Below are 20,229 nucleotides of genomic sequence, written 5' to 3' on the forward strand. Positions count from 1 at the left end.
AGAAGCTATAGCTTACGCAAGAAGTCCAATTAATATCAAATCCGGCATGTGATGAGAACTCATCATATGCCGGATTTGTTGTTCCGTATAAATGCTTTATTTCCGTCTATTCGTTTATACAATTATTACGTATTATATATACTTTCACATTCTTCAACGGTCGGTTGATAAAAACAGTGCTTCCTCCATCGTCCTACGAGCGGCTGATTGTACCAAGTTGGCGGACATGGTCCGGGATTTTCGAACGTTCCTGGACGGAAATACCATAAGGAGAATTCGGCTGGCCAACTCCGCTCACCATTCACAGCCCGTTGCGCAAGACGACGTTCCCTATCTCTTGCGCTTTGATAGAACATGCCATGTTGCAATGCTTCAAACGCATGCGGCTGGTAGATCATTTCGGGAATTGTCCGGATATTTTTAAAATCGGAGCAATCCACTCTTATTCGGTTAATGCCAACACTTCCAACAAGGAGCATGCCCGTTTCGCCTTCGGTCTCAGCTTCAGCTCGAAGCAACCTTGCCAACATATCAATATCCTGTTTTCTGGCTCTTACGACTGCCATTTGCTCACCTCTTTAGATTTCTAGACTCATCATATTGTAGGTGAAGCGGATGTGTTACTCTGGCAAAATTAAGAACAATAATAAATAGCCGTTCCAGGTGATCGGCGAAAAACAAAGAAACTGCAATAGGCTAAAGCATTCGATACATTCTGTTTATCATCAGCCTCGTTTTTTTAACATACCGGAGATTTTGCTAAATGATTTCAGTTGGTATATTTTCTTTATTTGTCTTCTGGTTCCAAACATCATAACCTGAACGTTTTGCTGATAATTTTTCCATAATTTGAATCCATGACTTTTCATAATCAGCATCGAATTGTGAAAAGATTGATGATAGTTGCTCGCGTTGTCTATTGCTAAGTTCTTTTTCTAACTTCTCTCCTTCATCTGTTAAAAAAAGCCGTTTGACTCGGCGATCATGCTCCGCCTCTTTACTAAACATTAAATTTTTCTCAATTAATATGCGCATCGGTCCATGCAGCGCTTGTTTGCTTATTTCTAATAACTCTAACAGTTCGTTTACACTAAGACCTGGAAATCTGGAGACAAAAAATAAAATACGATGATGCACACGCTGGATTCCGTACTTTTGAATAATTAGATCTGGTTCTTCGGTAAATGTTTTATAAGCAAAATAAAAAAGTGCTAGTACCTCATTCATTCGCTTTTCTTTTTCTAGATCCATAATCATCCTCCCGCTTTCTTACCTTTTTGACGCAAAACACAATGAAACCTCATTTCATTCCCATTCCCTTTACATTAATATACTACATTCCTTTCCCTTTAAAAAAGGGTCAATATAATTGACCTAAACTAATTACTCTGTTATACTGCGATTAGGTCAATAATATTGACATAATTTTTGAGGTGATAAAAATGAAGAATGTATTTACAGTTGGAAACTATTTATTAGACCGTTTATCAGAACTAGGTATTCGTCATATCTTTGGCGTGCCTGGAGACTATAATTTATCTTTTTTAGATGACGTAATTGAATATGAAGGAATAGATTGGGTTGGCAATTGTAATGAATTAAACGCCGCTTATGCAGCCGACGGCTATGCGAGAGTGAATGGAATCGCTGCTTTAATTACAACATTTGGTGTTGGAGAATTAAGTGCGATCAATGGAATTGCAGGATCTTATGCTGAAAATGTGCCGGTTGTTAAAATTACAGGTCTTCCAACAACAAAAGTTATAAACGATGGGTTATATGTGCATCACACACTAGGTGACGGTAAGTTTGATCATTTTTCTAACATGTTTAAAGAAGTAACGGTTGCTCAAACACTGTTAACACAAGAAAATGCAGCACAAGAAATTGACCGCGTCCTTCTTTCATGCTGGAGGGAAAAACGACCTGTTCATATAAATTTACCTATTGATGTGTACAATAAACCGATTAACAAACCATCAAAACGATTACTTGATGATATTGTTTCAAGTAACCAAGATGCTCTACATCAGCTTCTTACAGAAATAACACCTATCATAAATCAAGCGAAAAGCCCTGTTATTTTGGCAGACTATGAAGTATATCGCTATCAAGCACAAGAAATGCTTCAGCATTTCGCTGAAAAAACTGGGTTCCCTGTTGCTACATTAAGTATGGGAAAAGGTGTTTTCAATGAAGAACATCCGCAGTTTATTGGTGTTTATAACGGTGATTTAAGTTCTCCTTATATACAACAGCGCATCGATCAAGCAGACTGCATCATTAGCATCGGTGTAAAGTTAACGGATTCAATTACAGGAGGCTTTTCTCATGGATTTTCAGAAGAAACCGTCATTCACATTCATCCTTTTTCAGTAAAAGCAAAAAACAAAAAATATGCACCTGTTACAATGAATGAAGCGTTATTATCATTAAGCAATGAGATTGAACAAAGAAATTTTGAGGATTTAAACATTATTTCTGTTAATTCCCAAACAACTAAGGATCAGTATGTTGTAAAAGAGGGCATGATTACGCAAAAATGTTTTTTTGAACGAATTTCTCATTTTTTAAAAGAAAAAGATGTATTATTAGCAGAACAAGGCACATCCTTTTTTGGAGCAACGATGATGCCTCTGCCAAAAGATACAACTTTTATCGGTCAGCCTTTATGGGGTTCTATTGGATTCACACTTCCTGCTTTATTAGGAACACAGCTGGCTGATCAAAGCCGACGCAACATTCTATTAATTGGAGATGGTTCATTTCAACTGACAGCACAAGAAATTTCAACCATGCTTCGTCAGCAGATCAAACCCATTATTTTTTTAATCAACAATGACGGCTACACGGTCGAACGTGCCATTCACGGCGAGGACCAAGTATATAATGATATTCAAATGTGGGACTATCAAAAAATTCCTGATGTACTAGGTCCTAAAGAACGCAGCCTAACTTTTAAAGTACAAACAGAACCGGAACTTGAAGAAGCATTAGAAGCAGCAGAACGTGACCGTGACCATTTGATTTTTATTGAAGTTGTCATGGACCGCGATGACAAGCCTGAATTGCTCAACCATATTTCAAAACGATTTGCGACTCAAAACATTTAATCCTATCTATAACGGCAAGTTTTAGGGTCATCCTTTACGGGATGGCCTTTTCCTTTTTTGACTTTACTTAACTATCGTATCTGACCACATAAGCTGTATACCCCGAAAAATCTTTTTGTTTTGAAGATAATTTGCATATGCCTGATTGGTAATATAGTTATTATCATTATAATGAGGTGCAGATTCCACCTTAACTGCGGAATAACCTGTTGCTGGTACATAGTCTTTGGTGCTTTGACGTTGATTTTTATTATTATCCCAGAATAATGCATAATCATGCTTATAAGTATTTCTATGCTCACGAATTAACCACAACAAAATTTTTCGCCGTCACTTATGGTATGGTTCCCCGTAACGGGTCTAACGGCGAATTTAAAATGGCACCCTGTCGGGTGCCACATGATTGATGAAGTGTAGACATCCGGCAACGGATTGCGTGTCACACCTGTATAGAGGGTTGTAATTTAAAGCAACTTGATCAGCTCTTCTAGCTCATCAATCAATACTTTCGCAAGTTCAAAATCAGTATTTTTCAAAGCCATTTCTATTTTCATTTCAACTGATTTTTTATTTTTTTCAGTTTCTAAATAATCTCGATCAAAATGATTAGCATAAATCATCTGTCTAAATTTTCGCATACTCATTTTTCTAATCGTCTTATCGTCAATGATTAACACATAATCCATACCATTTACAACAGAATAGAAATCGTGAGAAATCATGAGAATCGCACCTTTATAGTCTTCAATGGCTTTCTCCAGTGCGATTTGTGTATAGGTGTCTAAATGGCTTGTCGGTTCATCCAGAAGCAATACGTTTGCTTTACTGGCAGAAACTTTAGCTAATTGAAGCACATTTTTTTCTCCACCCGATAAAGATCCTATCTTTTGATTAACGATTTCCCCTTCAAAGCCATAGCTTGAAACATGCGATCTAATCTCATCATAAGTTTTAAACCCAGCATCGATGAATTCTTCTAGTATTGTATTAGAATCCCTTAGCACTTCGCCTTGAACCTGAGATAAATAGCCCACTTTAGCATCAGCATTTATTTCAATTGAATCATGATTATTATTAAAGATATCTCGGAGTAAAGTCGTTTTTCCGGTACCGTTTGAACCAATAATGGCTACTTTATCCGTAGATTTTATCTCAAAGTTAACATTGTCTAAAAGCAACTCATCAAAGGCAACACTATAATGATTGACATTTACAACAATGCTGTCTTCCATTTCTTTATCCATATCAAAACGAATATTCGGTTGCTTAATCTCAACAAATGGCGTTTTAATTCTACGCGCTTCCAATCTTTCTTGAAACTTAACTCTAGCTTTTAATGCTCTCCCTCTAGATGCATCTGCATTATTAGTTGCGATTTCTCTGAGATTATTGATGATGTTCTCATTTCTCTCCACTTCTTCATCATCAGCGATTGCGAGTTCTTGTAACTCAATTTTAGTCTGAAGTAATGAGAAGTTATAATCAATAAATCGCCCATCAAACTCTTGGATCTCCTTGTTTTCAAGGTGTATAATTTTGTTGAAACAATGATTCAATAGATATCGGTTATGCGTAACAACTAGCAGTGTTCCTTTGTGAGAATTAATAAGGTTTTTAAGCGCATTTAGGTTTTCAAAGTCCAAAAATACATCGGGTTCGTCCATAATCAATAAGTCTGGACTACTAAGCATTCCCTTCATGACTTGAATAAGTTTGAATTCCCCGCTACTCAGATCGGATACCCTAAGATCTCTTAGCTTCATGAGGTTTGCTAGATTTAGTTTCTTAATAATTTTGCTCTCAAAATCATCCCCACCGATTGAATCCAATGCGTCTAACGCTACTTGATACTTTTCTAATAAAGAATCAATATCCGACGATGTTTCCATTTCAGTACAAATAGAAGTTATTTCATTTTGTATCTTAATAAATTCTTCCCCTATATATTCAAAAACAGTTGTTTCTTTAGTTGCGTCTAGTTGAGAAAATTGACTTACATGCTCAATTTTGTAGGTCGGGTCTATTTCTAGCCTGCCCTCGAACAGATATCTTTCGGGATCCATCAGTATATCTATTAATGTACTTTTCCCATTGCCACTTGTTCCTATAAAAGCGCAATGTTGTGCCTCTTCAAGCGTAAATGAAATGTTGGTATATAGTTCTTTTTGCGGGAATGAGAAGGATAAGTTATCAACTTTTATCATCGTATTACCTTTCTTTACAAATATAATCATGACTATTATTAGGTGTATTGCACAACATAGATTTTGAGTTTACCGTTGCTAGAGTAACACTGTTTACAGCCAACTTCAATCCCATTGTATCCCATCCCCGGAATAGGTCGGGTAGGCCCTCCTTTCCTTTTGAATATATCACCGGCGATTTTTGCATACTTGATTTGAGTTGTACAATAAAAACTTGCCGTCACTTATGATATGGTTCACCGTATCATCTAAAGAGCGAATTTTGGTGCAGATAATTCCGCAGCACAACTTACATTCCAGAAGCTGTCCGATGGACCCGATAGTACCTAGAAGGCAGCTTCTTTTCATTCCAATCGAACAGAGCGAATGCACATGAACAATTCCAATCTCCTGCAACTTCTACAGAGCCAGTTCTGCACCGACGGCCTATACTCCGCTGGTGGACAAAATGTCTGGGTCATGGCAGCTATTGTTTCCGCGCTCAGGAATACCACATAGCTCATGCAACCGAGCGCGATAGGGATACAAACAGTGTTGCTTGTTGTCTCATCTGTTGTTTTGAACAACCATACTGTTAAAGAGCCAGCGAAAGTTCCATCTGAAATACTGGGGCAGATGCCAATCCTCATAGCCTTCTAATACCCCTTGTTCCAACCAGTAAGACTCTGATTTCCCGCTTGTTACAGCTCTAGAAACATAAGCGATCGTTTTCTCCAAAAAGCGTATGACATCCGTGATTCGATCTGAATTAGACACATCTCCGTGTCCCGGAACGACAGTATCGACCTTGAGGTCTTTTTGAATACGTTTAAGGATGCGTATCCAAGCGTATGGATTACCGTATGGCATGACCGGAATCGTCTTAGTCGATATTAAATCACCAGCGATCAAAGTTTGCTCTTCTGGAACGTACACAACAGCATCACTTAAAGAATGACCGCCTCCGTAAGATAAAACTTCGATAGTTCGCTTTGTTCCTTGAATAACGAGTTTATCTTCAAAGGTTATCGTGGGTATCACCCTGCAAAGGGAAGGGATGGCATCATACAGGGCTCGCTGTACAGAAAGATCATAGTCGATTTCGGTTAGCATGTGGGGATCCCTTTGCTGTGAACGTACATGATTTAAGCTAGTTATTAACTTTTGAATGTTTTGTTGCATGAGATCAATATTCACTTCGCCCATATCATATAGCAAATCTCTTGTCCAAACGGTAGATATAAATTCGCTTTTCATAAATTCCTGATTGCCGTTGACATGATCTCCATGAAAATGTGTATTCACTACATATTTAACTGGTTTGTTTGTTAATTGTTCAGCAGTATGACGTAACAAAGCACCAGATTGCGGCAGGTTGGTTGTATCCACTACAACGGTTATATCCCCAAGATCAATAATTGCTGCATTCCCCAGAGAACCGCTGCCTGGAACCGAAATAGCACCCCAGATACCTTCCGATGCTTGTTGAATCGTGAAATATTCGTTGTTCATTGTTATACCCCTTTTCGTGTTTGTTGTTTCCTGTATTTCAGCTAGTAACTTTAACTTACAAGTTAGAGTCAACTAGAAGTCAAGGGGTTTTATAAGGAATAATTAGGAAGGATTGTAAACATTGACTTTGGGTTAACTGCAAGCTGTATAATAGTTTTCAATATTAGCATATAAAAGGAGGGGCAGAAATCGGATGCTTACGATCAGTCAAGTGTCAGAAAAAACGGGATTAACTCCTTATACGATACGTTATTATGAGAAAATTGGGGTACTTCATGAACCCAAGCGTAGAAATGGAGGGGCGCGTGTCTACAAAGAAAGCGAGGTTTCATACATTCAATGTCTAAATAAACTAAAAAATTTGGGCTTATCGCTTGAGGAGATTACGGAATTTACTCGTGAGGGCTGTGTGATGGATAAAATTCAACAAGGGGAGGATCTTTCTGATTATACTCCCACCTTAGAAAGACGGATTGAAATCCTTGAGAAGCATCTGATGGAACTGGAAGCTAGGCGGCAAGAAATTGATGATATTATTTCTCTCACCGAAGAGAAACTTGCCCTATACCGAGAACTCACGAAAGAAGTCATAGTAGACACTAGATAATAACGTCGTGATCCTATGTGAACACTGTAGGGTGCCTGATGTAGAAAATCAGACACCCTGTGCCAGTTAATTGAAAGACTTGTTTTCAAGACCCCTTTCGAGGGGTTATTTTCATTTTCAGGAGGTATGTCAATTAAGCATCATCAAAACGAAGATTGTGTCATTCGGAACTGCTTCCTGCAGCACTCATCTCCATACCCGGTTGATGCATTAAATTTCGCCCTACTTACGATACGGTTCACCGTAACGCATCTAAATGAGGTTTTTTCATGGAGCTCAAGGTACCTTAAATTTAATTCCAACTAGCAGTCTTTATTCTGGTTTTTCACCTGATTCAAAAATAGTTTTATCATCAGCAAATCCCCAAATTTTATATCCGTTAGGTTTTTTGGGACCATTTTCCCCTTGAATCATCGCAGCAGTCCCACTCGGACCTTTCTAGTTGAACTAAATTATTTGGTTCCAACCATTAGATGCCTGTTTATTTGTAATGATACTACCTGGTAATATTGTAATCATTTCAAGCTTTTTCGCATTTCTATTATAATAGCCGCTAGCCATACCTTTAATAAATATATTCGGGCTTAAATTCAGTTCAATGCAGGTGCTATTGTTAGAATTCTTTAAAAGATATTCCAAGTTAACGTTTAACTCTTGTAACTGTCCTTTAAGAATTGATGTTGTTTTCGAAAAAATAATTGTGATTATAAAGAAAATCATACAGGAATTGGAATTGGATACATCGAAATATACTAGGTACTATGTTAATTTTTAGTTGATCATTTAATTTATTCAACAAGAAAGAGAGGAGATATTATTATGAAAAAAGAATTTCACATGGAAAACAGAGAAACACTATATCACAGTATGGAGGCAGGGTCACTTGCTGTTATGTTTAGCGGACATGCACCTAGGAAAACTGGTGATGAAGACTATCCTTTTTTCGCTAACCGTAATTTTGTATATTTAACAGGCATAGAGCAGCAAAATAGTATTTTTCTATCAGAAGTGCAGGGAAATGAAAGAAAAGAGACATTATTCTTACTTCCATCTGATCCTTTTGCAGAACGGTGGACAGGGAGAAGATTAACATCAATAGAAGCCTATGAAGTTTCTGGTATAGATGAAATCAAATATATAGATCAATTTCAGAATTTTTTGAATCATATAATTGCTTCAAAAGAAATTCAAAGAATCTATTTGGATTTTGATAAAATAAGAGATAATGAACCGGATAGTGAAGCATACAAATTAGCAGAGTACATAAGAAATAGATATCCATTCATCACCCTTAAAAATCTCCAACCACAGCTGAAAAAACAACGAACCATCAAAAAACCTTGTGAAATTATAGCCATGAAAGAGGCAGAAAAGATTACAAGAGCGGGTATTCTTTCTATGATGCAGTCTTCTAAACCCGGTAGGTATGAATACCAATTCAAAGCAGAATTTGATTATACTCTGGCACAACATGGGGTACTGGCTCCAGGATTCCCGCTCATCATTACTGCGGGAAAGAATAATTTCTGTATACATAATTATTCTTACCGAGGGCAAGCTCAGGATGGAGATATGATTTTAAACGATGTGGGGGCTTGCTGGGACAATGAAATCAATGATGTCTCACGTGGCTGGCCTTGTAATGGTAAGTTTAATGAAAAACAAAAATTGTTGTATCAATGCGCCTATGAAACCTCTGAGTATATGTTCCGCATACTAAAGCCTGGCATTCCTATGAAAGACGTAGATTTGATGATACGTAAATATAATTTTGAACAATTAAAGGCTATCGGCCTTTGTGATGACTATGCATCTGTTGGCAAATATATATGGCATGGTGGAGCTCATCATGTAGGGTATGATGTTCATGATCTGGCAGACTCTACTATGCCATTAACTCCCGGAATGATTTTTTGCGTTGATGTCGGTATATACTGTGAAGAATGGGGAATCGGCTTCCGTTTAGAAGATAACTGCCTGATTACAGAAACAGGATGCGAAAATCTATCGGCAATCATACCTAGAAGCATAGAAGATATTGAAGCTGCGATGGGTAAAAGGTAATTGGTAGTTATTCTCCAATTATATTGAAAAACAATGGTAATCTTATGTTGTAATTAATTCGTTACGTTAAACTCGTTTATTAATAATGATTTATCACAAGGTAAGACTGTTAAAGGTGATATGGAATTTATATCTATGGAGAAGGAACTATAATTACAAAAATTAAACTCACAATCTTCTTAAAAGATGTATCAAGGACTTACTTTATTACAGTAAGTCCTGTTTTTATGTCTATATCAACAGTATTATAAATAATTCTAAATTTATACATAAGGAAAAACCCCAACTAATATATAATCGCGCTTTACCCTACCACCATACCTTTACCCAATTATAGTAAAAACCTCATTTATTTATGGTAAGGTTCCCCCCGATTTATCTTCACTGCGCGATAAATCTGCTCCGTGAGCACCAGCCGCATCAGCTGATGCGGCAAGGTCATGCGCCCGAAGCTCAGCTTCTGCTGGGCGCGGCGCAGCACCTGATCGGAGAGCCCGTGGCTCCCTCCGATCACGAACACGACATGGCTCGTCCCGTAGGTGCCGAGCCTGTCGAGTTCGGCGGCCAGCTCTTCCGAGCTCCACAGCTGGCCGCCGATAGCGAGCGCGATGACATGCGCGCTCTCTTTAACATGCGCGAGGATGCGTTCGCCCTCGCGCTCTTTAACGATCGACACCTCAGCATCGCTCAAGGTGTCCGGGGCCTTCTCGTCCGCGACCTCGATCACCTGGAATTTGATGTACGGGGTCAGACGCTTCGCGTATTCCTGGATGCCCTGCACCAAATACTTCTCCTTCAATTTGCCAACGCCAATCAATTGAATCAACATGATATATCCTCCGTCCTTACCGTTATGTCATTTATTATGGCAACCGCTTCCGGCTTCATCCCTTCGTTACTCCACAAAAAAAGGAGCGTGCTTCCACGCTCCTCCCTTACCTTATGATATTCGTATCATACCACCAGAAACTTGCCGGCCTGCTCACAGTGCGCGCACTGTACCGGGGGGTCCCAATCGGAGAACTCCGTATCCTTCAGGTCCACAATGTCCGGAGCATCCTCGAATTCGTCCACAAACATTTCAATGGCAAGCTCCAAATGTTCTTTGCATACTACATACATAAATGAAAGCATCCCTTCTAGTGCTGCACACGGTTGTCATAAGTTCATCTTTTGCAAAATGCTTATGTCTTACTCAAATTATATCCCTTTTTCAGCATTTCGCACACTTGTTTTTTCAGCCGCTGCTTTATTACTGATCCGGCTTCTCTGCCAGCTTCACGTTCGTTGTCTGCTCCTTGCCGTCACGGTAGAAAGTGACCTTTACGGTATCACCGATTTTGACCTTGTCGTACAGGAATTTCTTCATTTCCAGCGTAGTCGTGATCGGATCGTCGTTAAACTTCACGATAACGTCATTGAGCTTCAGACCTGCCTCCGCCGCCGGACCAATGGCATCCAGAACCACGACCCCATCCTTCACGTCACTTGGCAGCTTCAGCTCCTTCAGCTGATCATCATCCATTGGAGCGTAAGAATTGTTCAGATCCATGGAATAGATGCCGATATACGGGCGGGCGATTTTGCCGTGAGCCATCAGCTCGTCAACAGTTTTCATCACCTGGTCTATCGGGATGGCAAAACCAAGTCCCTCTACGCCGGTATCCGCGATTTTCATGGTGTTGATGCCAATGACTTTTCCGTCCAAATCCACAAGCGCCCCGCCGCTGTTGCCTTCGTTAATCGCCGCATCGGTCTGGATGACCTCCTGCTCCCAGTCATAGTTGCCGTCCTGGTTCAGCGATACTGGCACAACGCGGTTCGTGTAGCTTACAATTCCGGAAGTCAGCGTGTCGCCGAGTCCCAGCGGATTCCCGATCGCAAGCACCGTTTCCCCGAGCCGCAGCTTGTCGGAGTCGCCCATTTCCGCCACTTCATTGATATTTTTATCATCCACGGCGAGAACGGCGATATCATTCACCTTGTCTGCGCCAACGAGCTTCGCTTCTTTCATCTCACCACTTACCAGTACCACCTCAAGCTCCTGCGCGCCTTCAATCACGTGGTTGTTGGTAATCACAAAAGCCTTGCCGTTGTCTTTTTTGAAAATAACGCCTGATCCTAAAGCCGAATCCTCCAAGTTATTCTTATCCTTCTTGGCATCCTTGTAGTTCACGATGCTTACCACGGTAGGGCGCACTTTTGCGGCTGCCGTGACCAATCGGTCATAAGGATCCCCGCTGCTGTCCAGGTGCTTGGAGTTGATGGCGCTAACCGCGGCCACTTTATGCTCGTAGGAAGGCAGACCCGTGATCATGCTGAACAACAACACGGCCACAAATGCGCTGATGACCGAACTAATCGTAGCGATCTGAAGTGTCGAGAGACCCCGGCTGCGCCTGTAACTTGGCCAGACTTCCTGCTCCTTGCGGGCTTTACGGAATCCGCGTCTACGCTTTGGCACTTTGGTCGAATAAAAATCATCTTGAAACAGCCCCATGTGATCCTCTCCCCTTTGTTGTCACGCACCCTAAACGGGCCGCCGTCAGTGTATCTTTAATACCTCATCAGGTATGCTTATGCAGCCTTCATCTGATTCATTATGACCCTTCGAGGGAATATTCTGCATCATGTTTCAGCACTGTTCTTATACCTAAAGATTACCTTTTCGGCGGTGTTTTTTCTGTAGTACAAAAGTCTCCATTAATATAAACTGCATGTTGACCCTAAAGGTTGCGTGTGAAACTCTCTTTATTTTAATTACCCACAAAAAAGCCCCTCTTAAGCAAAAAAAAACGATTTTCCTTCTACTCTCTTTTTCATAACTCTGAATTTATCGAATTCTCTTAAAAAACAGGAATATTTCCGCCAGCAAGCTACTAGAATAATAACAAAAGGGCAGAAAACAACCGCTGAACAAGCTAAGCCTATCCAGATGATTTTCCTAAAAAATGGAGGATCATAAGTTCCTCTCAGACCAATAACCCCAAGGCTTTTCAGGTTTTCCTCTTGCACAGACCATTGTATCACATAGAGGCCCATTGGCCTAATCTAATTCGGAAATAAATGATGGAGCGTTGCTGAATCTCATTGTGTTTTTTTGGAAATCATAGTATAGAAGATTTGCTGATTTTCACTTATAAGGAGGATAAATATGATGGAGCGATTTCCGTCCAGTATGGACTACGTGCAGATGATGGCCAAGCTTGGAGATTTAAAAGACGAGCATTACCGCAATACCCTTGCCCTCAGCACGATCATCGAGCTGCTGGTAGACAAGGGTATCCTCACCCGTGAAGAAGTAGAGAGGAAAGCGGCCGAACTCGACCAGTTTATGGTTCACTCACCTTATCCCATGGTGTAGGGCGGTCATAATACGTATCGCATAGCTTGAATTCACTGTCTTTATAAAAACAGCCGCGTTCCTCCATGCTGTCACGCACCGTCATTTTCGCCAGCTCCATCATATTATGGTCGCGGCTGAGATGCGCCAGATAGGTTCGCTTGAGATCACCCGTAAGCAGCTCGCTCAAGGCTTCACCCGCAGCCACATTCGATAAATGGCCCATATCGCCCAGAATGCGGCGCTTAATATTCCATGGATATCTGCCCATACGTAGCATTTCGATATCATGGTTCGCTTCCAGCACCATTACGTTCGAGTCGCTGAGCGCCTGCTTCACCTTATCACTCATATACCCGAGATCCGTCGCTACGCTGAGCTTTTCATTTCCATCATAAAAACAATACCCCACCGGCTCCGCCGCATCATGCGAGATTCCGAAGGATTCTACGCGCAGCGAGCCGAAGTCGCGGACTTCTCCGCTGTCCATCACGATGCGGTTCTCCTCTGCGATTTTGCCGATGGATTTCTCCATCGCTTCCCAGGTCTTCTCGTTGGCATAGATCGGCAGATCGTACTTGCGCGCTACGGCTCCAAGACCCTTGATATGATCCGAGTGCTCATGGGTGACCAGAATGCCATCAATCTCCTCGCCCGTCACATCCCGCTCCTTCAGCAGCTCGTCAATCCGTTTGGCGCTGAGGCCCGCGTCAATCATGAGTGTCGTTTCTTCATTTCTGACTACGGTCGCATTACCAGTCGAGCCGCTGGATAACACGGTAAAAGATATTCCCATCTCCCATTACTCCTTTTCTTTTTCGGTCTTCGGACTGCTCACGGTCACATCCCCGCTGACGCCCTGCACGTAATACATGTCTCCACTTTCCAGCGTAAACCGCCACGAAGGCGCGGCCACCTGGCTCTCGGAATTATATACCTGCCCGTAATATCCGAGCTGAATGTCCTTAATAATTGATCCTGGCGGCAGGTGCCGCTCCACCAGCGTCTTCAGCGCATTGCTGGCCGGCATCATCTTTTGATTCTCCTCATCTGCGAGCGCTGAAATCTCAATCGGCGACTGCCTGTAAGAGATAATCCGCTGCTCACTGTAGTACAATTCCAGCTGATCGTTAAAGAGCGGCCATTTCTGGTCGACAAGCGGATGCATCACGAATCGTCCGGCAGCGCCGGCCTGCTTGACCCGCTCCATTTCGCTTTTGCTCATGTATTCACTCGCCAGCGGATCATACCAGTAGTTTTCGATATCCGGTATAACTCCCTGCAAGGCACTCACCAATTCTTTATCCTTAAATATCAGCTGGCTTTCAATCTTGTCCTTGAGCGGTACCTGCTCACCAATGCTTTCCCCGTTCACATACTGATACGTAATCTTGGGAAGCTGCGGCGTCATGCTCGGAATTTGGCACTGCAGCTGGATCGACTTTTCCTTCATCACTTTCTGGGTACTCTCGGATAAGGAGGCAAAATCCAGATTAGTGTCCGCCTGCTCACGCACATCGACCCATAGCTGATAGCCCAGCACGAGGTTCAGCAGCAAAAAAGCGTATATCAGCACATTTTTGGCTCTACCCCAATCCATCCTTTTGCCTCCTTTATTCTCAAGAAATTGTCCGGATCTGCCCGTTCGCCAGCTTCACAGCCCAGACCGGCGTCAGTTTGAGTCCCTTGGTTTCAAGCTCTGGCAGATAAGCCGGGTAAAGATCCACCACAGGCGACTCCTTCTCGAAAGCCATCAGTTGGGCCTTGAGCTCCTCCCCACCAGGCAGCTTCTTCATTGTCTTCTTCTGTCCTGTCTTCGTATAGATCAGGGAACGCTCGTATGTCGTGACATTGCCCTGCTGTAACTCCAGCTTCATCGTGCCGTAATGGAAGCTCATCGTATCCAGAATCGGATAAGAGCCGTAGTACTGCTGGAAAATAATCTGTCTTTGCTCTGTTCCAGCGCCGGACATGTCCAGGCGGTACACGCCATTCCAGCCGCCATGCTCATTCACAAAATCAACAGCCGCCAATATGTCTTTGCTGTCGCTGCTCTCTCCAGCCGGCGGAGCTGCCGGATCCGTGTAGCTCATCCATTTCTGCTCCTGCCGCACCTGTAGGCTGCGCTTGGTGTCCGTATAAATCTCCGATCCGTCTTTCTCCTGAATGTACCGGGTAATTCCCGGATCGAAAAACAGGCTTTGCTGCATCTGCGCAACCGTATACGAACCGATCTCCAGATCGGCCTCTACCATATCCACCGGCTTCTCAGGCAAATAATAAGCACCGTCGCCCTGCATAGCATATGGCGTCCATTGTTTGCCGAAGTCGACATGCTGCTGCACGTCCTGCACGGTCAGATCGACCTTGCCAGCTTCATACACCACATCGCCCTCCGTGCTGAAAAAGAGCGCATGCGCCTTCGAATCGTTTGGTGTGTTGTATATCCAAATACGGTTAATCCGCTCAGCCTCAAACAGAGAATCCGGCTGAATCTGCATCACCCGCTGCAGCATCGACACTGGAACCCCGGAGCCGAAGGTCATCTCAATACCAGGATTTTCATTGCGGATTTTGTTCCAGTCCATATTCTCTACGGACCGCCGCTGGAAGCCTTCGAAGCTGCGCCCTTTGAGACGTGTGTAAATCAGCTTGTAGAACGTCGAATTCGGATAGAAAATGGTATGCTTGCCTTCTCCCATATGAATCACCATCTTATCCGGGAATAGCAGGTTCTCCACCTTTTCTTGAGGCCCCATATTATCCGTCTTGATATAGCTGTTCATTGCTTTGGTGGCCGTATCGCTGCCCGGAAGACGGTAGATGAGGTAATAGCTCTGTACCAGGCTTCCCACCACGAGCAGCAGCAGGAGGAGTGATTTCATCCGTTCCTTCATGTTGCCACCCCCTCATTCGCTGCCAGCGGCAGGGTAAACGTCACCTTGGTGCCCTGCCCAAGTTCGGACTGAATGGAGATCGTACCGCCGTGGGCCAGCACAATCTCGCGGGCAATGGAGAGGCCAAGTCCCGTACCGCCCATACTGCGGGAACGCGCCTTGTCCACCCGGTAGAACCGCTCGAAGATGCGGTCGAGATCCTTTTTCGGAATTCCGATGCCGGTATCCTGTACGGAGATCGCCAGCAGGTTACCCGGCGCCCCGGCAGCCTCCATGGCGATGCTTCCGCCCGGCTGCGTATATTTCATGGCATTGGACACCAAATTGTCCAGCACCTGATCGATTTGGTCACGGTCGCAGAGCGCCTTTTGCAGCCCCTCTTCCACTCTGACCTCAGACCTTATGTCCTTCTGCTGCATTTGGAACGAAAACCGGTCCGCGACATCCTCTAGCATTTCCAGCACATCGGCCTGCTGCATGCGAATCAAGGCTTCCTTGTTATCAAGCCGCGACAAATGCAAAAGATCCGTTACGAGCCGGATCATCCGGCCTGTCTCATTCTGGATGACGCCTACAAAACGCGATGCCAGCGGCGGATCATCCAGCGCGCCATCATCCAGCGCCTCGCTGTAGCTCTTGATAGTCGTCAGCGGCGTCCGCAGCTCATGCGAGACGTTCGCCACGAATTCACGCCGCGATGCTTCAAGCTTCTCCTGCTCCGTAACATCCTGCAGTACGGCGATCGTTCCCGTAATGCCGAACTCCCGGCGGTGTATCGGAGTAAGCGTCACGCGGATCATGTATGAACGCTCCGCTTCCGGACTCATCTGCAGCAGCATTGAAACATACGTTCCTTCCGTGAACGTCTGCGTCTGCTCACCGCTCAGTCCGAGCACTTCGGCGATGTCGCTGCCAGAGAGCTCATCTTCATCCACGCCCAGAATCGCACCTGCGCGGCGGTTCATCAGAATGATCCGTCCCGCTTCATCCGTTGCGATCACGCCGTCGCTCATGTTGGTGAGAATAGAAGCCAGCTTCTCCTTCTCCTCCTCATTCACAAGCAGCGCTTCCCGCAGACGGGTCGTCATATAGTTAAACGCCTCGCTCAGCTGGCCAATTTCGTCATTGCCAAAGACGGGCATCTTCTGGTCAAAGTCCCCCTCAGCCACCGCCGTGGCATGCTTCGTCATTTCCTTGATCGGATGGGTAATCGTATGCGCCAGAATCACACCCAGAACGGCTGTAAGCACAAGTGCCAGCAAAATACCCGATATGAAAATATTGTTGACCCGTCCCATCGTCGTGTACAGCTCTTTCATCGAGGCGACAATGTATACCGCGCCGACGATTTTGCCTTTATTGAACACTGGCTTCGCCACGACCTTCTTGCGGACATTGTCCTCGTCGATGATGTATTCCTCGTTATCCTTGCTGCCCTGCAGCGCGCGGCTGACCACAGTCTGCGTATTCTTGCGACCCACATAGTCCATATGCGCCGGGTTGGATGTAATGAGCACCTTGCCGGTTGCGTCCAGTATCTGAATCTCCGCTCCGTCCATGTTGAACAGATTCGTGACAATCGCTCCCAAGCTTTCAATGGAATTATTCTCTCCTGTTTCGGCGGTGCTCCCCAGTTTATCCGAGGCCAGCACGGACAGAAGCTCGGCTCTCTCCTGCAGATCCTGCGAAAAATTGCGGGTCAGCGAGTTTTTCATGGCGCTCACAAAATAAACACCAATCAGCTGCATGGCGATCAAAATAAGCAGTACATATATGATGATCAGCTTCGCCTGAATAGTGCGGAAAAAGGAGGTCCATTTCATTTACAAGCCTCCATTTTTGGGGCTACGCATGACATACCCGAGACCCCTGCGCGTCAAAATATACTCCGGCTTGCTCGGATTCTCCTCGATCTTCTCGCGCAGCCTCCGGATCGTAACATCCACCGTGCGGACATCCCCGAAATATTCAAAGCCCCATACGGCTTGGAGCAGATGCTCCCGCGTCATAACTTTCCCGGCATTCTTCACCAGGTAATATACCAGCTCATATTCGCGGTGCGTCAAGTCCAGCGCCTCGCCGTCCTTATACACCAAATACATATCGGTATCTATAAAAAGGTCAAAAAGCTGGATGCCCTGCTTCGGCTCAGGCTCAGCCACGGCTGCAGCCTCCACGCCCGCCGGCTTCGTCTGGCGCCGCATATGCGCTTTTACACGGGCGAGAAGCTCACGCGTACTGAATGGCTTCGTGACGTAATCATCAGCCCCAAGCTCAAGTCCAAGCACTTTGTCGATCTCGCCATCCTTGGCGGTAAGCATAATAATCGGCATATGCAGGCCTTGGGCACGCACCTCGCGGCATACGTCCATGCCGTCCTTGCCGGGCAGCATCAAATCCAGCAGCATCAGATCCGGCTGAATGGATAACGCCATTTCCACCGCGCTGACGCCGTCAAAGGTGCATATCACCTCATAACCCTCTTTTTCCAAATTGAATTTTAATATGTCAGCAATGGGCTGTTCGTCATCCACGACCAGAATGGTTCCCTGCATCCGCTTTTCACCCCGTTCATCAGAACTCGTACTTGTATTTTACCATACCTGACCTCGTGTCACATCCTGCTTTAGGGCGCTTTAATATGCATTTATCCCTCAAATCATCATTAGACACAAAAGCACCGCCCCCCAAGGATAGAGGCAGTGCCTGTTCTATTTATATTCGTGTATGACTGATGATGATTGCTGATTGATGATGACTGATGTTGTAATGAGTTTAATTCAGATATTTCATCGGATTTTGAATGGAGCCGTTCTTATGGATTTCAAAATGGAGATGGGTACCGGTAGAATGCCCGGTACTGCCCATAACGCCAATACTATCACCCTGGTCCACATGTGCTCCCGTATGAGTCGTAATGCTCTTCAAATGCCCGTACAGCGTTTCATAACCATTGCCGTGGCTGATGATAATGGCATTGCCATATCCATTAATCTGTCCGGTGAAAGTCACAGTGCCGTCGTCGGCAGCCTTGATTGTATGGTCCCCCGAGACGATGTCGATGCCTTTATGCATCTTGCCCCAGCGTGAACCATAGGAACTGGAGATGCTGGCGCCATTGACCGGCCACGCGAATCTGCCTGTACCTTTGCCAGGAACCTTCGTGCCCTGCATCACGACTTCGGTGACGGAAGGCTTCACGACCATCTGGCCTACCCACTGCTCATCCACGACTTTGCCATTTTCCTTCGTAACGACATAGTTCATGACCTTCTGGCCTTCTTGTCCGGGACGAACCACCTTGCTCTTGCCCGCCGGTAGATCCTTCGACTTGCGGATTTCAATATCCGGCGCTGTCGCCACTTGCTCGGACACCTTTTCCACGGTTTTGATCGTCAAAGGCGGCTTCGGTACCGTCAGTTTCAGTTGATCGCCAATTTGCAAATACTTTTCCTTAATCTGCGGATTGTTCGCAAAAATCTCCTTTTGGCTCACATGAAACTGGCTCGCGATCGAGCTGATCGTATCGCCTTCCTCCACTGTATACTCGAGCGGAGCATCCTTACCTGTGACCAGGAGCTTGGCTGCCTCTTCAGCAGTCAGAACCTTGTTCGGATCGGTCTTGACCGGAGAAGAGGTCACTTTCTCTTCAATCTGCACTGATTTGACACCCTTACTTGCGGCTGTTCTTTGAGGCTTGGCGACTCCACTCGCTGCGAGTGTTTTCACGGTAGGACCTTTCGCCTTTGATGCCACGGTGGTTTGCGGTGCATACTTCTGCTTCGCAAGTTCCAATGCCTTATTCACAGTGGCTTGATCCTTAACAATACCTACGACCTTGCCGTCCACCTTCAGCTCCACGCCTTCCGCGTATCCCTTTAGCATACCGTCAAGCTTGTCGATCGTTTTCTGGGTATCGGGCTCAACCTTATAGGCCTTATCCAATTTGGTTGTAATCCCCTCCGTATGCAGCTCCATCGCTACATCCGGATACTTATTCTGATATTCCTGCCGTTTCTGGCTATATAGTTGTTCGATTCGTGCCGGATCGTCAATCGTTCCGATCTCTTTCCCATGTATGTAGACATGATAGTAAGGAACCGTCTTCGCTTCGACATATTGATTGCCGGCAAACACGAGACCCGTGATCACCACAGCTGCACCAGCCGCGCCTAGGATCCACTTTCGGGCAGCACTCCATCTCTGCCGATTCGGCTCACCCAGGGTGGAAGTGTTCATGCCGTCATGTTCTTCGTGCAAATCTTTCATAATACTCCCCCTAGCGCTATCCGTTTCGGGGCCTTTAGATTTTACAAATCTATCGACAAAAAGGTTAAAATTTTGATACCTTTTTACACCCTTGTTTACTTTAACATAAGGTCAGGTAACAATTCAACTCTGTGCAATTAGCAAATAAACCCGCTCGGAGAGCGGGTTCCAGGATCTCAGTGCTTTTATGCGGCAAATCATACTGATGACAAAAAGATAACATTTTCTCGAGTTTTGCCGT

Annotated in this window: 17 protein-coding genes; 4 read left to right on the forward strand and 13 right to left on the reverse strand. The window is 44.4% G+C overall.

The window, feature by feature from the left end:
• Positions 1-125 precede the first annotated feature (125 nt).
• Together MUG84_RS14825 and MUG84_RS14830 are read right to left on the reverse strand one after the other, a co-directional pair.
• The gene (locus tag MUG84_RS14825; protein ID WP_244725911.1) at positions 126-566 is read right to left on the reverse strand and encodes a cell wall hydrolase; all 441 of its coding nucleotides are present in this window, start codon (positions 564-566) and stop codon (positions 126-128) included.
• A gap of 193 nt (positions 567-759) precedes the next feature.
• Positions 760-1,251 (reverse strand): MarR family winged helix-turn-helix transcriptional regulator, encoded by a 492-nt coding sequence (locus tag MUG84_RS14830; RefSeq protein WP_244725913.1) that lies wholly within the window; start codon positions 1,249-1,251, stop codon positions 760-762.
• A gap of 191 nt (positions 1,252-1,442) precedes the next feature.
• Here MUG84_RS14830 and MUG84_RS14835 point away from each other — a divergent pair, with 191 nt between their 5' ends.
• Positions 1,443-3,113, forward strand: a complete 1,671-nt coding sequence (locus MUG84_RS14835; RefSeq protein ID WP_244725916.1) for an alpha-keto acid decarboxylase family protein — start codon at positions 1,443-1,445, stop codon at positions 3,111-3,113.
• Between the two features lie 464 nt (positions 3,114-3,577).
• Here the strand turns inward: MUG84_RS14835 and MUG84_RS14840 are convergent, their stop codons facing one another.
• Both MUG84_RS14840 and MUG84_RS14845 read right to left on the reverse strand, forming a co-directional pair.
• Entirely contained in the window at positions 3,578-5,317 is a 1,740-nt protein-coding gene (locus tag MUG84_RS14840) for an ABC-F family ATP-binding cassette domain-containing protein (RefSeq protein WP_244725918.1), read from the reverse strand.
• A 546-nt stretch (positions 5,318-5,863) separates the two neighbouring features.
• Positions 5,864-6,808, reverse strand: coding sequence for an MBL fold metallo-hydrolase (locus MUG84_RS14845; protein ID WP_244725920.1), 945 nt, complete (start codon positions 6,806-6,808; stop codon positions 5,864-5,866).
• Between the two features lie 193 nt (positions 6,809-7,001).
• Here MUG84_RS14845 and MUG84_RS14850 point away from each other — a divergent pair, with 193 nt between their 5' ends.
• Complete coding sequence (locus MUG84_RS14850; protein WP_244725922.1) at positions 7,002-7,415, forward strand: MerR family transcriptional regulator; 414 nt, start codon at positions 7,002-7,004, stop codon at positions 7,413-7,415.
• Between the two features lie 819 nt (positions 7,416-8,234).
• Positions 8,235-9,479 (forward strand): aminopeptidase P N-terminal domain-containing protein, encoded by a 1,245-nt coding sequence (locus MUG84_RS14855; RefSeq protein ID WP_244725925.1) that lies wholly within the window; start codon positions 8,235-8,237, stop codon positions 9,477-9,479.
• 349 nt (positions 9,480-9,828) lie between these two features.
• Here MUG84_RS14855 and rlmH read toward each other — a convergent pair whose 3' ends face one another.
• From rlmH to MUG84_RS14870, 3 genes are all read right to left on the reverse strand, one after another.
• Positions 9,829-10,308 carry a 23S rRNA (pseudouridine(1915)-N(3))-methyltransferase RlmH gene (gene rlmH, locus MUG84_RS14860; RefSeq protein ID WP_244725927.1) on the reverse strand — a complete coding sequence of 160 codons (480 nt, stop codon included), beginning with the start codon at positions 10,306-10,308 and terminating at the stop codon, positions 9,829-9,831.
• A gap of 125 nt (positions 10,309-10,433) precedes the next feature.
• Positions 10,434-10,601: a CxxH/CxxC protein gene (locus MUG84_RS14865; RefSeq protein WP_244725929.1), complete on the reverse strand. Its 168-nt coding sequence runs from the start codon at positions 10,599-10,601 to the stop codon at positions 10,434-10,436.
• A 130-nt stretch (positions 10,602-10,731) separates the two neighbouring features.
• On the reverse strand, positions 10,732-11,979 hold the full coding sequence (locus tag MUG84_RS14870; protein ID WP_244725932.1) for a S1C family serine protease: 1,248 nt from the start codon (positions 11,977-11,979) through the stop codon (positions 10,732-10,734).
• A 657-nt stretch (positions 11,980-12,636) separates the two neighbouring features.
• Between MUG84_RS14870 and MUG84_RS14875 the strand changes: the two genes are divergently transcribed.
• The gene (locus MUG84_RS14875; RefSeq protein WP_136608176.1) at positions 12,637-12,843 is read left to right on the forward strand and encodes a hypothetical protein; all 207 of its coding nucleotides are present in this window, start codon (positions 12,637-12,639) and stop codon (positions 12,841-12,843) included.
• On the opposite strand, the gene MUG84_RS14880 is transcribed toward MUG84_RS14875, so the two are convergent.
• The 6 genes from MUG84_RS14880 to MUG84_RS14905 form a co-directional block, all read right to left on the reverse strand.
• Positions 12,812-13,618 carry an MBL fold metallo-hydrolase gene (locus MUG84_RS14880; protein ID WP_244725934.1) on the reverse strand — a complete coding sequence of 269 codons (807 nt, stop codon included), beginning with the start codon at positions 13,616-13,618 and terminating at the stop codon, positions 12,812-12,814. The genes MUG84_RS14875 and MUG84_RS14880 overlap by 32 nt on opposite strands.
• 6 nt (positions 13,619-13,624) lie before the next feature.
• On the reverse strand, positions 13,625-14,422 hold the full coding sequence (gene yycI, locus MUG84_RS14885; protein ID WP_244725936.1) for a two-component system regulatory protein YycI: 798 nt from the start codon (positions 14,420-14,422) through the stop codon (positions 13,625-13,627).
• A gap of 19 nt (positions 14,423-14,441) precedes the next feature.
• Positions 14,442-15,719 (reverse strand): YycH family regulatory protein, encoded by a 1,278-nt coding sequence (locus MUG84_RS14890; protein ID WP_244725939.1) that lies wholly within the window; start codon positions 15,717-15,719, stop codon positions 14,442-14,444.
• Complete coding sequence (gene walK / locus MUG84_RS14895) at positions 15,716-17,542, reverse strand: cell wall metabolism sensor histidine kinase WalK (RefSeq protein WP_244725941.1); 1,827 nt, start codon at positions 17,540-17,542, stop codon at positions 15,716-15,718. Before walK ends, MUG84_RS14890 begins: the two co-directional genes overlap by 4 nt.
• On the reverse strand, positions 17,543-18,274 hold the full coding sequence (gene yycF, locus MUG84_RS14900; RefSeq protein ID WP_244725943.1) for a response regulator YycF: 732 nt from the start codon (positions 18,272-18,274) through the stop codon (positions 17,543-17,545). It lies immediately after the preceding gene.
• Between the two features lie 220 nt (positions 18,275-18,494).
• Complete coding sequence (locus MUG84_RS14905; protein WP_244725945.1) at positions 18,495-19,988, reverse strand: peptidoglycan DD-metalloendopeptidase family protein; 1,494 nt, start codon at positions 19,986-19,988, stop codon at positions 18,495-18,497.
• Positions 19,989-20,229: the final 241 nt, after the last annotated feature.

This window comes from Paenibacillus mangrovi (assembly GCF_022898935.1).
Lineage (GTDB): Bacteria > Bacillota > Bacilli > Paenibacillales > Paenibacillaceae > Paenibacillus_AQ > Paenibacillus_AQ mangrovi.

Excerpts from the sequence above, each read along its gene's own strand:
- MUG84_RS14875 (WP_136608176.1), top strand. The coding sequence starts at position 12,637 with ATGGAGCGATTTCCGTCCAGTATGGACTACGTGCAGATGATGGCCAAG.
- yycI (WP_244725936.1), bottom strand. The coding sequence starts at position 14,422 with ATGGATTGGGGTAGAGCCAAAAATGTGCTGATATACGCTTTTTTGCTG.
- MUG84_RS14840 (WP_244725918.1), bottom strand. The coding sequence starts at position 5,317 with ATGATAAAAGTTGATAACTTATCCTTCTCATTCCCGCAAAAAGAACTA.
- rlmH (WP_244725927.1), bottom strand. The coding sequence starts at position 10,308 with ATGTTGATTCAATTGATTGGCGTTGGCAAATTGAAGGAGAAGTATTTG.
- MUG84_RS14825 (WP_244725911.1), bottom strand. The coding sequence starts at position 566 with ATGGCAGTCGTAAGAGCCAGAAAACAGGATATTGATATGTTGGCAAGG.
- MUG84_RS14905 (WP_244725945.1), bottom strand. The coding sequence starts at position 19,988 with ATGAAAGATTTGCACGAAGAACATGACGGCATGAACACTTCCACCCTG.
- MUG84_RS14830 (WP_244725913.1), bottom strand. The coding sequence starts at position 1,251 with ATGGATCTAGAAAAAGAAAAGCGAATGAATGAGGTACTAGCACTTTTT.
- MUG84_RS14870 (WP_244725932.1), bottom strand. The coding sequence starts at position 11,979 with ATGGGGCTGTTTCAAGATGATTTTTATTCGACCAAAGTGCCAAAGCGT.
- MUG84_RS14850 (WP_244725922.1), top strand. The coding sequence starts at position 7,002 with ATGCTTACGATCAGTCAAGTGTCAGAAAAAACGGGATTAACTCCTTAT.
- MUG84_RS14880 (WP_244725934.1), bottom strand. The coding sequence starts at position 13,618 with ATGGGAATATCTTTTACCGTGTTATCCAGCGGCTCGACTGGTAATGCG.
- MUG84_RS14835 (WP_244725916.1), top strand. The coding sequence starts at position 1,443 with ATGAAGAATGTATTTACAGTTGGAAACTATTTATTAGACCGTTTATCA.
- MUG84_RS14855 (WP_244725925.1), top strand. The coding sequence starts at position 8,235 with ATGAAAAAAGAATTTCACATGGAAAACAGAGAAACACTATATCACAGT.
- walK (WP_244725941.1), bottom strand. The coding sequence starts at position 17,542 with ATGAAATGGACCTCCTTTTTCCGCACTATTCAGGCGAAGCTGATCATC.
- MUG84_RS14890 (WP_244725939.1), bottom strand. The coding sequence starts at position 15,719 with ATGAAGGAACGGATGAAATCACTCCTCCTGCTGCTGCTCGTGGTGGGA.
- MUG84_RS14865 (WP_244725929.1), bottom strand. The coding sequence starts at position 10,601 with ATGTATGTAGTATGCAAAGAACATTTGGAGCTTGCCATTGAAATGTTT.
- MUG84_RS14845 (WP_244725920.1), bottom strand. The coding sequence starts at position 6,808 with ATGAACAACGAATATTTCACGATTCAACAAGCATCGGAAGGTATCTGG.
- yycF (WP_244725943.1), bottom strand. The coding sequence starts at position 18,274 with ATGCAGGGAACCATTCTGGTCGTGGATGACGAACAGCCCATTGCTGAC.